13 protein-coding genes are annotated in these 12,253 nt (G+C 65.4%); 5 read left to right on the top strand and 8 right to left on the bottom strand.

The genetic code is table 11. The annotated features are described in order from the left end of the window. From ACIPIJ_RS12680 to ACIPIJ_RS12665, 4 genes are all read right to left on the bottom strand, one after another. Positions 1 to 471 (bottom strand): arsenate reductase ArsC, encoded by a 471-nt coding sequence (locus tag ACIPIJ_RS12680; RefSeq protein ID WP_401076972.1) that lies wholly within the window; start codon positions 469 to 471, stop codon positions 1 to 3. A gap of 42 nt (positions 472 to 513) precedes the next feature. Beyond that, positions 514 to 861 carry a metalloregulator ArsR/SmtB family transcription factor gene (locus tag ACIPIJ_RS12675; protein ID WP_401076969.1) on the bottom strand — a complete coding sequence of 116 codons (348 nt, stop codon included), beginning with the start codon at positions 859 to 861 and terminating at the stop codon, positions 514 to 516. A 79-nt stretch (positions 862 to 940) separates the two neighbouring features. Then, positions 941 to 1,438: an HIT family protein gene (locus tag ACIPIJ_RS12670; RefSeq protein WP_401076966.1), complete on the bottom strand. Its 498-nt coding sequence runs from the start codon at positions 1,436 to 1,438 to the stop codon at positions 941 to 943. A 103-nt stretch (positions 1,439 to 1,541) separates the two neighbouring features. After that, the gene (locus ACIPIJ_RS12665; protein ID WP_401076963.1) at positions 1,542 to 2,786 is read right to left on the bottom strand and encodes a DUF1835 domain-containing protein; all 1,245 of its coding nucleotides are present in this window, start codon (positions 2,784 to 2,786) and stop codon (positions 1,542 to 1,544) included. 217 nt (positions 2,787 to 3,003) lie between these two features. Here ACIPIJ_RS12665 and ACIPIJ_RS12660 point away from each other — a divergent pair, with 217 nt between their 5' ends. Further along, positions 3,004 to 3,165 carry a DUF2986 domain-containing protein gene (locus tag ACIPIJ_RS12660; protein ID WP_401076960.1) on the top strand — a complete coding sequence of 54 codons (162 nt, stop codon included), beginning with the start codon at positions 3,004 to 3,006 and terminating at the stop codon, positions 3,163 to 3,165. 50 nt (positions 3,166 to 3,215) lie between these two features. Here the strand turns inward: ACIPIJ_RS12660 and ACIPIJ_RS12655 are convergent, their stop codons facing one another. Next, positions 3,216 to 3,650: a GFA family protein gene (locus tag ACIPIJ_RS12655; protein WP_401076958.1), complete on the bottom strand. Its 435-nt coding sequence runs from the start codon at positions 3,648 to 3,650 to the stop codon at positions 3,216 to 3,218. A gap of 106 nt (positions 3,651 to 3,756) precedes the next feature. Here ACIPIJ_RS12655 and ACIPIJ_RS12650 point away from each other — a divergent pair, with 106 nt between their 5' ends. The 3 genes from ACIPIJ_RS12650 (at position 3,757) to ACIPIJ_RS12640 (ending at position 6,389) form a co-directional block, all read left to right on the top strand. Continuing rightward, positions 3,757 to 4,641 (top strand): LysR family transcriptional regulator, encoded by an 885-nt coding sequence (locus ACIPIJ_RS12650; RefSeq protein WP_401076955.1) that lies wholly within the window; start codon positions 3,757 to 3,759, stop codon positions 4,639 to 4,641. Positions 4,642 to 4,722: 81 nt separating this feature from the next. Beyond that, a complete protein-coding gene (locus ACIPIJ_RS12645) occupies positions 4,723 to 5,367 on the top strand; it encodes a tetratricopeptide repeat protein (RefSeq protein WP_401076953.1) in 645 nt (214 codons plus the stop codon). Positions 5,368 to 5,624: 257 nt separating this feature from the next. Beyond that, positions 5,625 to 6,389 (top strand): hypothetical protein, encoded by a 765-nt coding sequence (locus ACIPIJ_RS12640; RefSeq protein ID WP_401076951.1) that lies wholly within the window; start codon positions 5,625 to 5,627, stop codon positions 6,387 to 6,389. Positions 6,390 to 6,396: 7 nt separating this feature from the next. Here the strand turns inward: ACIPIJ_RS12640 and ACIPIJ_RS12635 are convergent, their stop codons facing one another. The 3 genes from ACIPIJ_RS12635 to ACIPIJ_RS12625 all read right to left on the bottom strand — a co-directional run bounded on the left by ACIPIJ_RS12635 (position 6,397) and on the right by ACIPIJ_RS12625 (position 11,008). After that, positions 6,397 to 8,733 (bottom strand): TonB-dependent receptor, encoded by a 2,337-nt coding sequence (locus tag ACIPIJ_RS12635; RefSeq protein ID WP_401076948.1) that lies wholly within the window; start codon positions 8,731 to 8,733, stop codon positions 6,397 to 6,399. A 77-nt stretch (positions 8,734 to 8,810) separates the two neighbouring features. Further along, positions 8,811 to 9,929 carry an aryl-sulfate sulfotransferase gene (locus ACIPIJ_RS12630; protein ID WP_401076945.1) on the bottom strand — a complete coding sequence of 373 codons (1,119 nt, stop codon included), beginning with the start codon at positions 9,927 to 9,929 and terminating at the stop codon, positions 8,811 to 8,813. Positions 9,930 to 9,988: 59 nt separating this feature from the next. Next, a complete protein-coding gene (locus tag ACIPIJ_RS12625; protein WP_401076943.1) occupies positions 9,989 to 11,008 on the bottom strand; it encodes an ABC transporter substrate-binding protein in 1,020 nt (339 codons plus the stop codon). Positions 11,009 to 11,039: 31 nt separating this feature from the next. Here ACIPIJ_RS12625 and ACIPIJ_RS12620 point away from each other — a divergent pair, with 31 nt between their 5' ends. Then, complete coding sequence (locus tag ACIPIJ_RS12620) at positions 11,040 to 12,176, top strand: GlxA family transcriptional regulator (protein ID WP_401076940.1); 1,137 nt, start codon at positions 11,040 to 11,042, stop codon at positions 12,174 to 12,176. Positions 12,177 to 12,253 lie beyond the last annotated feature (77 nt).

The following is a 12,253-nucleotide window of genomic DNA, read 5'->3' as shown; positions in this document are numbered from 1 at the left end:
TCAGAGCGAACCGATGCGGTCCAGCGCGTGCTTGAGTTGTTCGCGGTCGAGTTCATCGAAGGCGAGCGCGAAAAATGCTGTGCAGCGGGCCTCGATGCGCTGCAGCGTGGCGACGAACGCGGCGTTGATCTGTGGATCGTCACCTTTGACGTCCGAGGGGTCTTCCAGGCCCCAGTGCGACTTCAATGCGGGGCCGAAGTAGACCGGGCAGGACTCGCTGGCAGCCTTGTCGCAGACGGTGATGACGATATCGGGAGGGCAGCTTTCGAACGCATCGTTGCCCTTGCTACTCAACCCATCGATCGAGATGCCAGCCTGTTGCAAGGTGGTGAGGCTGCGCGGCAGTACCTGGCCTTTGGGAAAGCTGCCGGAGCTGACGGCTTCAAAGCCTGCCGGCGCCAGGTGGTTGAACAGGGCTTCGGACAGAATGCTGCGGCAACTGTTGGCCGTGCACATGAACAGGACTCGCATCAATGGCTCCTGCCGCGCTGTGGCGGCGTCAGGGGTTCGGGCTCAACAGCAGGTGGCTTCACGGACCGGGCGGCCGTCCATGGTGTTCAAGCGCGCGCAGTCGTGCGCGAGCCAATCGGCATTGGCCTGCAGCGTCACGCGCAGCATTTCGCCCACCCAGGCCGGCAGGGCAGGGTTGAGGCGGTAGTACACCCACTGGCCCTGGCGGCGGTCGAGCAACAGGCCGCTGGTGCGCAGCTGGGCCAGGTGCCGGCTGATTTTCGGCTGGCTGTCGTCCAGCGCGCACATCAACTCGCACACGCACAGCTCGCCCTGGCTCGCGATCAGCAGCGTGGCACGCGCGCGGGTCTCGTCGGCGAGGCTCTTGAAGACTTCTGGAGGGGTGATCATGGGGTGGGCCTAAATATTAATATGCGTATATACGCATATTCATATTTATATGGCAAGCCTGCTATCGAAGGTACGCGGCTCAACCGGGCAGCTTGAAGTCGAAAGCCTTGCGCAGGGTCGCAATCACATTATCGACCGACGGCCCCTGAAACGGCGGCGGGTCGGGCCGTTCACAAAACTCTCGCCAGACGAACAGCGTCAGCTCGGCGCCGTCGGTCTGGGGCAGGGCGCTTTCAAGCGACCCGAAGGCTTGCAGCGACCGGTAGCGCTCATCCTCCCAGAACATGGCTTCAACCCAGGGGTATACCGGGATGAAGTGGAAGTGGATCGAGAAGCCTGCCTCATGCCCGAAACGGCTGATATACAGGCGTTTGGGCTGGAGATGATGTTCGATCGCCTTCTGCACGCTGGCCTGTAGCACACCCAGTTCTACCTGTGCTTCGAGTGGCAGGTCCGCCAGGGCATTGGTCATCTGCTTTGCGCTGAGCATCAGGTAACCAGGCAATGCACTGTCCATGCGATGGTTGAGCATCCAGTACCTGGATTCATGGATGATGAGGTGAGGCGGGATATCCATATCGTGCCTTGAAGGGGAGGGTTGGGGCAGGGTAGCAAGATGACGGGCGGATGTCCGCGTCTGACGCCAGGCAAGAACGCGGACAAGGTTTGCCTGGAGCGGCTTATCGACGCTGCGATACGGCGCCTTGCTCACTGACTACCCAAGGCGTTTGATCGGCATCGATCAGCACCCCTCCCACCCAACGCGGCGCAGGCGCCTGGTCCAGCCAGTTGGCCTGGCCGTCGAGGATGCTCTCGCCAAGCGCTGTCAGCCGCAAGTGCCGTTGCGCCCAAGCCTCTCCCGCGCCTTCCAGCAGCAGTGGGCGTGGCGCATGGATCAAGGGCTTCAGCAGCACATGAAACATCAGGTCGCCCAAGTAAGGCAGCGGCTCATCGTGCATCATCAGTTGCGCAAACACGCGGCCGGCCGGCAATTCGCCCTTTTGCGCGAGGATGCGCAGCACCAGGCGTTCTGTGAGGCCGAGGCCGTCGTTTGCTCCCGGCAGCTCCTGCAGCTGGCGCGCCAACGCTGCCCCCAATAGCGGCAACGGTGGGTGCTCTCGGGCTGCAAGGGCGGCCCAGGCGCGTGGGTCTGGGGCTGTGTAGGCAGCCCACGCCTGCTGCGCCAGGGCCAGGGCGTCTTCACCCAAGGGCCGGCGTTGCGGCCACAGCCAGGCAAGCAGGTCGGGGGCCAGTTGACCGATGCCGATAAAGCGCTCGATGCCCGGCACCTGATCGGTTTCGATCAGTTCGAGCCGTCGTGGCAGGCAGGGGAGGCTGGCCAGAACACGGATCAGAAACAGCTGGTCGTAAGCGTCGCCTTCGCACCACAGCACCACCTCACTGTCGGCGTTCAGTTGTGCCAGTGCCGCGCGCTGTTTTGCCTGTCGTTGCTCGACGTCCTGTTCACCCAGGTTGAATGCCTGCTGCGTGTAGGCGGCGCGCACCTGCCAGTATCGGTCTTCAGGCAGTGCCGGCACCGGCCCCATGACCATTGGGTCGTCGAACATGTGAAACGCGCCCTTGAAGCCCGCGATACGCAAGCTGTGGGCGATGTCGTTGCCACAGCGCCAGTGCTGCACGCCGGCCTCGCCATCGGCGGCAAAGCTTGGGTGGCGCGCGGCAAACGCGACGGCATCGGCATGGGCCTTGAGCTTTGGCCAACTGGCAAAGCCAGCTTCACGGGCCAGCAGCCATTGGGCATCGGCGAGTCGATACGTCGGGCCTGCCAGGCCGAGCAGGCGCAGTTGTTCGCGCGCATCATCGGCCTCGCCCTGGTTGACAGCCTTCAGCAAGCGTTTGGCGCGTTTGCGCAGGTCGGCCAGGTCGAGCAGGCCATGGTGACGGGAAGCATTGAGGGCGGGCATGCCAACTCCTTGTGGGGCTCGGTCCGCCGACAAGCCGGGAGCTGGAATGGAAAATGGATGACGCGTGGCTTGGGCAACCCCTTTGCGCGGACCGCAGGCGCAGCGAACGCCCAACGGCAGACTCTAGCGGCAAGCGCGAGGTGAAGCAATGTGATGTTGCCTGCGAGCACGCGTATGATGTGCGCAACCTGATCACACCTGCACACCGAGTGGCACCATGAACCGTCGCAAGAAAATCAAACAGCTGCTGCAAGCCCACCAGAAGAAGGCCGCGGCCAAACTGGCGCCGAAAAGCAAGCCCAAGTACATCTGCAAGGCTGACCGGTTGAAGATGGAGGCTGAAGCTGCGGGCGAGCAGAATACCGCTTCTGAGGGTTGAAACAGCCAGCAAGCGGAGCCGCTTTTCTGGCGGCTGCCACGCTGGCCGTCTCACCCCATCAATGCCCCCGCGAAGGCTTCTGCGGTTGGCGTTTCCTGCCACTGCGCAACGCCGTCCGGCAGGGTTACCCAAGGCTGCTTGCGCCGGGTCCAGATATGCGCCACGGGGGTGAACTGGTCTGCCCCCTCCAGCACGCCAGCGCGCACCACGCGCATACCGGGCGCTGCCGTGGTTTCGTTGAACAGCCGGGTATGGCACACGCCGCAAGCGTACTGCGTCGACGTCTGGCCCTCATGTTCGTGCACATAGGTGCTGGGCTCCCCCTGCACCTGCACCGCCGTGGCCACGCACAGCAGGTGCAGGCCGAATGCACTGCCGCTCCAGCGCTGGCAGTTGAGGCAGTGGCAGGCATACAGGGGCGGGCGCGCGTCGGCTTCGATTTCGAGCGAGAGTTGCCCGCAGCGGCAATGACCGGTGAATCGCATGGTGTTAATCCTTACAATGGCGTCCGAGACGAATCAGGGGCGCATCATCCGCGTTGGCCGCCCCGGGTAGAAGAGCGAAAATGGAGCAGTCGTTGGTCAAGAATGTATGAGCGGGCTTGAATGGGAAAGCCAGCGGGTGTTTCTGGCGGTGCTGCGCACCGGCAGCCTGAGCGGCGCGGCGAAGCTGCTAGGCATTGCCCAGGCCACGGCGCGGCGGCGATTGGACCACCTGGAGCGGTCGCTGGATTTGAGCCTGTTCACCCGTACGCCTGCGGGCCTCACGCCGACCACAGCAGCGCGCGGGTTGATCGAACATGTCGAGCGCATGGACCTCGCTGCGCAGGCGTTTAGCCGCATGGCCAGCGCCGAAACGGCCACCGACAGCGGCACCGTGCGGGTGACGTGCGGCAACCTGCTTGGCGTGGAGGTGCTGCCTGGCTTGTTACGCGACTTTCATCATCGCCACCCCGGGTTGAAGCTTGAGCTGAGCATCGGCGACTCGCTGGAAGACATCGCCAGGCTGCAGTCGGATATTGCCGTACGCCTGATGCGGCCGGTTGAGTCCGACATTACCGTGAGGCGCGTCGGCAGCTTGCGCGTCGGCGTGCATGCCAGCACCCAGTGCCTGGAACGCTACGGTAGACCGGAAACCCTCGACGCACTGCGCCGCGGCCCGCTGATCGGGCCAGACCGGCGCTCGGCCGATCTGCGGCGGCTGGTCGCAACAGGGCTGTGTGAGCCGGATCAGCATTTTGCAATCGCCTCCGATAATCACCTAGCCCAACTCGCCGCGCTCAAGGCAGGTTTGGGCTTTGGTCTGTGCCCGACGTGCATCGGCAATCAGCAGGGGCTGACTCATGTGCTGGCGGACCGTTTCGGTTTTGACGTCGACGTGTGGATCGCCATGCACAGCGACCTGCGCCGGATCAAGCGTATAGCCCAGGTGTTCGAGGTGCTGGGCGAGGCTTTGCATGACTATCTGAGCGGTTGATCGGGAACTTCAATGCCTGGGCCAGGTCGATAGCCTCTTCTTTCGAGCCTGGCCTGCGTGGCCCCGTCGAGTGCTTTCCTGATGACAAGCAAGCGTATGCTGTCGGCCCTGACCCTGTTGTTCAGCGTCGCCGTGTGCCATTTCACCGTTGCCGCCGAGCGCAGTAACAATGCCTCGACCCTGCTGATCGAAACCGCCTCCAGGCAATATGCGCAAGGCCAGCTGGACCAGGCCGCTGCCACGTTGGAGCGGGCACTGCAAATCCAGCCGAACAACCCCGCCACGCTGCACTACCTTGGCGTGTTGCGCCTGCAGCAAGGGCAATACGATCAGGCGCAAGTGCTGGCGGCGCGGTCCAACCTGCGTGTCGGGCGCAACGTGGCGTTGCGCAATCGCAACCAGCAGTTGATTCAGGCGGCGAACGAAGCGCGCACCTCCGGAACGCCCCCCAATGCCGTAAAGGTGTCGGCAAGCCAGGCAATACAAGCACAGACGGCCCCGGAGCCCGCACGCTCCGTCACCCTTGCGGCTGCCGAGCAGATGCAGGGTGCAGCGGGCCCCCTCGTGGCCGATGCCGCTTTCGAGGTGCCGCGTGGCCAACGACCGCCGCCGGGCAAATGCCGGATCTGGTTCCCCGATCGCCCACCGGGGCACCAACCTGCGCCCGGTAAATGCAAGAAGCTGCAAAAGCACGTGCCTGCTGGCGCCTACCTGTTGCATCACTGAGTTTCAGACGATGCCTGGAGCCAGTCATAGAACAGCTGCGCTGCCGGGTTGAGTTCTCGGTGTCTCGGGCGCAGCAAGTAGTCGTTTTTGCCCGTGAGCAGGTTGTCCGGGAAGCGCTGTTCGGTGTCTGGGCGCCGAAGGCGCCGATGGGCATTGCCGCGATAAAAAAACGTGCGTAAAGCCACCCCGGTTCAATTAGCATGGGCTTCGCCAAGTGCATGGCCCATCCCTTTTTCTTGAACCTGACTTTGCTTTCTATGACTGCCTTTTACCTCAAGTTCCTCATCACCCCGACGCTCATGCTGGCCATCTCGCTGGCGGCCAGGCGCTGGGGTGCCCAGATCGGTGGCTTGCTCTCTGGGCTGCCGGTCACTTCGGCCCTGGTCATGCTGTTTCTCAGCCTGGAACAGGGGCCGGGCTTTGCGTTGCAGGCTGTGCCGGGAGCATTGGCCGGGTTGGCGGCGGTGCAGGCCACCTACCTGTTCTACTTCCTGGTGACTCGGCGGGTATCGGCATTTACCGGCTGCATCGCGGCCCTGGCGGTTTACGCGGCAACCGCCTTCGTCATGAGCCGGGTGGGTGTGGTGGCGCTGTCGGTCGGTGTGACCTTGCTGCTGCTCACGCTGATCATCGTCGTCTCCTCGAACAAGGCAGGCGCCCCCGCTGCGAAGGTCGTGCCGTTGCCGCGCTGGGTGATCCCGATGCGCATGCTGACGGCCACCTTGCTGCTGGTAGCGATCACCGCCAGCGCTGAATGGCTCGGGCCGGTGGCCAGCGGCCTGCTGGCACCGATCCCGGTGATCGCCTGGCCGCTGGCAGTGTTCGCCCACGTTCAGGGCGGGCACCACGAGCTGGGGGCGATCGTGCGGGGCAATGCCATCGGTGCAGTGGGCGTGCTGGGCTTCTACCTGGCGGTGAAAAGCTCAATCGTGGCGCTGGGCACTGTGCCGTCCATCGCTGCCGCGGTGGTGCTGGCGGTGGTGGCAACCTTCGTGTTGGCCAAGGTGCTGGAACGGCGTTGACCGGCCCTCAGAAGTCGTAGCGGGCGGTCACCCCCAGCGTGCGCGGCGTGCCCAGCACGCCGGTGTAGGCGCCATTGGGCGAGTTCCACAAGGTGCTGTAGTAGGTCTTGTCGAAGGCGTTCTTCAGCCACAGCGAAACGTCCCACTGGCCGTCCCCAAGGTCGCCGCGCAGCCCTGCCGCCAGATTGATCAGCGCATAGCTTGGCAGTTGTGCGTAACGTGAGTCATCGACCGTGCCCACGGCATGTGAGCGGAACGCGTAGCTGGCATTCACATAGGGCCGCAGCGCTTGCAGTTGCCCCTCGTAGGTGCCGTTGCCATTGAACATCCACTTCGAGGCGCCGACCACCGCGTGCCCGCCCAGGTCGCACGCGGCGGGCGCGCCCGGCTGCAGCGCCACTTCTGCCGGGCAGGGTGCGTCGGGGTAGGAGAGGTAGCGGACATCGTTGAAGGACCCGTTGACGTTCAGCGTCAGCCCTCGTGCAGGCAGCAGGGTGGCCTCGAACTCGACGCCACGGCTGCGCACGGAGCCTGCGTTGGTCAGGTAGCTGGTCAGGTTGGCGTCATCGTAGGCGTTGGTCTGGTAACCGTGCACCCGCGTCCAGAACAGGTTGGCGTTGAGCAGCAGGCGTTGTTCGAACAGCGAACTCTTGATGCCCAGTTCAGCGTCGTTGGCGCGTTCGCTGCCGATCAGCAGCGAGTCGGCGCCGGCCACCGGGGCGCTGGCCACCGACAGGTTGACCCCGCCAGACTTTTCGCCATGGGACAGCGACACATAGCCCATGACCTGTTCATCGAAGCGATAGCTCATGCTCAGCAGCGCCGAGGGGCTGAAACTGTACAGGTTGAGGTCACCCGAGTCGTAAGCGCCGAGCCGTGCGTTGCGCACACTGGCTGCGCGCCCGCTGACGGCCGCACCACCGACCGGCGCATCGCGGGTGACGCGCGCCTGCTTTGCCTCGTAGGTGCCACGCACGCCGGCGGTGAATTCCAGGCGCGGCGAAAGGTGCCAGGTGCCTTGGGCGAACAGGGCAAAGCTGTCGGTATCGACCTGACCGTGGCCGATGCTGGTGACGTTGTTCAGCGCGCCCTGGGGCGTGCCGTTCCAGGTATCGGCGAGCGGCCCATAGTCAGTGAACACTTTATTGCGCATCGCCTGGTGAAAGTAGAAAGCCCCCAGCACGTAGTCGAATGCGCCGCCGGAGGGCGAGGCCAGGCGAAACTCCTGGGAGTATTGCTCGTCGCGCGCCGACTGGCCGACGTTGTACATAACCGGCACGTTCAGCTCGTCATCGTTGCGCGGGGTGAAGTCCCACCCGCGGTAGGCGCTGATGGAGGTCAGGGTGTAGTCGGCGGGCGTGGTCCAGTTGGCTTCCAGGCTGGTGCCACCCTGGAACACCGTTACGCGCTGGTCGGCGTCCAGGTTGACGTGGCGGCCGCGTGCGAGTGTCGCACCGACGGCTTCGGCACGCTGCTGGTAAAGGTTCACGCCGTTGAGGGTCGGGCCGGTGCTGAACAACGAGCGGGTGCCCGCGCTGGAATGCTCTTCGTTGTAATCGGCGATCCAGCGGGCGTTGAACGCTTCGTTGGGCTCGAACAGGAGCTGGCCGCGCAGGCCCTGGCGGGTACCGCCGCCTAGGGTATGCCCGTCGAAATCGTTGTCCACATAGCCGTTCTCGCGGGTGCGGTAAGCCGAGAGGCGGCCAGCCACTGTGGTGCTCAGCGGGCCGGAAAAGCTTGCCTGGTTCTGCACGTAGCCATCCTCGCCCAGCGAGCTCGACACACGCCCCTCCGGGGTGAAGGTCGGCCTGCGAGTGCTGATGTTCAGTACCCCGGCCGTGGTGTTCTTGCCGAACAGGGTGCCTTGCGGCCCCCGCAGCAGTTCCAGCTGGTCGATGTCCAGCAGGTCGAACACGGCCATGCCCGGGCGGCCCAGATAGACGTTGTCCAGGTAGATGCCGGCACTGCCTTCAAGGCCGTCGCTGGCCGGGTTGTTACCCAGACCGCGAATCGACAGGCTCGACTGGCGCGCATGCATGAACGCGACGTTGACGCTGGGCAGTGCCTGCTGAAGGTCCTGCAGGCGGTACAGGCGCTGGTCATCCAGGGTCTGCGCCGAGAGCACGGTCATGGCGGTGGGCACCGATTGCGCATCCTCGCTGCGCCGGCGGCTGGTGACGGTGACGGTGCGCAGCGTGGTGTCATCGGCCGTTGCGGCGGTGTTTGCCGCCGCCGTGACAGCAGGGGCGGCGAACACGGGTGGCGCGCAGGCCAGGGCGAGAAGTGAAGGGGCCAGCATCCGCAAAGCGGACGCGCAGGCGAGGCGTGGAACGGGCGTGGTCATCATGAACTCCAGGCATGAATGGACCTCGCTGCGCGTGGTTTGCGTAAGCGTGATCGACGAGGGGGGAGGCGGTGGTATCAGTCGCGCAGCCAGGGGATGTCCTGGCGCTGGTAGCGATGCGCGCGGAAGATCGCGTTGTTTTCACCGGGCAGATAGGCCCGTGAGGCCGCGTCCGGGTAGGCAGCAAAATGCGGGTTGATGTATTCCCACACCACGTCGCCGGCGCGGGTCACCTCGAACAGGCGGCCAAAATTGGCCTCGGTAACCAGCACGTTGCCGTTGTGCAGGGCCTGGGCGCCACCCATGAACGGGGTGAAGAAGGCGTAGCCGGGGGTATCGGCATATTGCCAGACGATGCGCTGCGCGATGGGGTCGACCTCGATGATGCGCGAGTGCGGCATCGACACGTGCGGCCGAGAAATGCCGTTGTCGAACACCAGCACGTTGCCGTTATCCAGCTCGCTGGGGCAGTGCTGCTGCGCCACCAGGTCGTGGCCCAGGCGCCACAGCACACGGCCGCTGCCACGCTGCACGCAGATCACCGAGGACACGCTGCGCAGGCTGAGCAAAACCTTGCCATCGCTGGCCGGGGTCACGGCGTTGGTCATCGGCCAGTGATAGCGTTCAAAGCTGTCGTGCAGCGGGTAGTCTTCCGGCGCCAGGTGCTCCCAGCTGCGCCACTCCCACACCAGGTTGCCGGCGCGGTCGACCTCCTTGACCACATCGCCGTAGATTACGCCACCCGGGGCTTCGCTGCCCGGGATGCCACCCAGCACCCGCCGCGCGATCTGCGCCGGCAGCGGTTCGGCGGTGGTGTACAGCAAGTTGCCGTTGGCCAGCCACTGGGCATCGTGGTGGTGTGCCAGGTCGGTGAACTGCCAGACGATCTCGCCCTCGGGTGTCACTTCGCTGAACTGGCCGCCATGCCAGACCGACCAGCCCGGGAAACGGTCCGGTGAATCCGGGTGGTTGCCGTTGTAGCCCAGGTTGCCGTTGGCCAGCAGCACGGCATCGCGGCCGGGGCGCTGGGGCAGCGCCCAGCGATGCACTTCGCGGCCCTGCAGGTCGATCAGGAAGACAGTGCCGCCTGCCGTTTGCGGGGCGAACAGGGTGTAGCCACCGGCGGAGCGTTCTTCGTCCACGGCAATCAGGCCGGTGGCGTGGCGCCGCAGAGTGGTGCTATCAAGTCGTGACATGGCGTTCTCCAGGGTGAGCGCCGCCGTGCCGCGAAAGGCGGCTGGCGGGCGAAACGGGTTCAGTGGGCGGCGGGCAGCAGGGCGTTGTAGCGCGGATCGAAGATCTCGCTGACCTGCATGGGCCGAGGGATCAGGCGGGCCTGGACGAACGCATCGGCGAGCCGCTGCTGCAGCGCGCTGACCCGGGCATCCAGGGGGACGAAACGCAGGTGCTGATGGGCAAGCATGTCCTGTACCAATGGCAGCGGCAGCCGCGTGGCCTGGGCCAGGCGCTCGGCCCAGGGCGCGGGGTTGGCGCTGGCCCACGCCTGTGCCCTGGCCAGGCGCTGGATGAAGTCGCCGATGACTGCACTTTGCAACGGGTCGCCCAGCGCGCCCTCGCTGGCCAACGTGAAATTGAGCCCGGTCTCTGGCCAGCGGCTGCCGTCCAGCAGGCGCCGCGCGCCTTGTGCGGTGGCCTGGCCAACGAAGGGGTACCACACCGCCCAGGCGTCCAGTTGGCCACCGGCGAAGGCATTCTGCGCATCCACCGGGCTTGCATACAGCAGCTCGACATCGCTGCTGCGCAGCCCCGCCTGGGTCAGAGCGGCCAGCAGCAGGTAATGGCCGCTGGTGCCCTTGGCCACGGCGATACGCTTGCCCTTCAAATCGGCCACCTGCCGAACCTGCGAAGTGGCGGGGACGAGCAGGGCGTTGTTGTTCTGCGCGCCTTCTGCCGCCGCAACGATACGCACCTGGGCCTGGCCTGCCTGGGCGAAGACCGGTGGTGCGTTGCCCACCACGCCCACATCGATGGCCCCGGCGTTCAGCGCCTCGAGCAGCGGCGGGCCAGCGACGAAGGGGCGCCAGGCCAGGCGATACGGCATCCCATGATCCTCGCCCGCGGCACTCAAAAGCGCCCGCGTCAGGCCGCTCTGGTCGCCGACCTTCAACTGCGCCTGGGCCAGCGCTTCAGGGGGTTGGCCGCCCAGCGCCGAAGGTTCGGCCTGCACCTGGCCGGCAAGCAGCAGGTGGCTGGCCAGCACGGTGGCGAACAGGGCGCCCAGGCGCTTGGTCAGGGTCGGCTTTGTGTGCATCATGGCGGCTCTCGAATCATCGGACGGCTTGAGTATGTCGAGGCAACCGCTGCGCCACTATGCCAAACACCCCTCCTTTTCTGCCATGGAAAGTCCGCGTACGGTACTGGTGCTGGCATTTCCGGGGGCTTTGCTGCTCAACGCAGCCGGCCCGCTGGAGGTCTTCGCCGCTGCTTCGCGGGTGCTGGGTGACGCGTTTGCCAGGCAGCCGCCGTACCGGGTGGTGCTGGCATCCCCGGGCGGCGGGCCGATCGAGAGCATCTCCGGCATTGTCGTGCAGACGCGCGCGCTGCTCGATATCGGCGACGACGAGGCGCTGGACACACTGATCGTGATCGGCGGCCCTGGGGTGACGGTCGTCGAGAAAAATACCGGAGTGATCGACTGGCTGCGCGCACGCGTGCCGACGCTGAGGCGAGTCTGTTCGGTGGGGACGGGTGCCTTTGCCCTGGCGGCGGCGGGACTGCTGGACGGGCGGCGGGTGGTCACCCACTGGAAGTTCGCCGATGACTTGCAGCGCGATTACCCCACCCTGGATGTCGAACGCAGCGCGCTGTTCCTGCGTGACGAAGGGTTGTGGACCTGTGGCGGCGCCGCGGCGGGCATCGACCTCGGGTTGGCGCTGCTGGAAGAGGACCTTGGCCCCCATGCCGCGCTGGCCCTTGCCCGTTACTTCACGGTGTTCCTGCGCCGCTCGGCCGAGCAGTCTCAACTGAGCGCCACCCTCAAGGCCCAGAGCGACGCGCTGCGCAGCGACCGCGATCAGCGTCTGGTGCGCCTGCATGCCTGGATTGCAGAAAACCTGGACGGGGACCTGCGCGTCGAGCGGCTGGCCGAGCGCTTTGGCATGAGCCCGCGGCATTTCGCCCGCGCCTATGTTTCAGCCACCGGCGGCACACCGGCGCAAACGGTCGAAACGTTGCGCCTGGAAGCGGCCTGCCGGTTGCTCGAAAGCAGCGCCGAGCCGATCAAGCGCATCGCCCTGTCGACCGGCTTTGGCAATGAAGAGCGCATGCGCCGCAGCTTCCAGCGTCAGCTGGGCATCAGCCCGCTGGGCTACCGCTCAGGGGCGCGCACCCGGCAGTTGGAAGGGCAGCCGCCGCTGCAGGGGCAGACCGGCTATCGCCACGATGAAACGGTGCAGGTCGGCTTGTCGCGTATTGCCAATTGATCACGGCTGCAACGCGTCATGCAAAATCGTATGCGGGTGATTTGCAAATGAACTGCATCAGTGTCAGCAGAGTCGCA

This window comes from Pseudomonas sp. NPDC087185 (assembly GCF_044744955.1).
Taxonomy (GTDB): Bacteria; Pseudomonadota; Gammaproteobacteria; order Pseudomonadales; family Pseudomonadaceae; genus Aquipseudomonas.
This window is presented reverse-complemented; position numbering and strand designations above follow the sequence as displayed.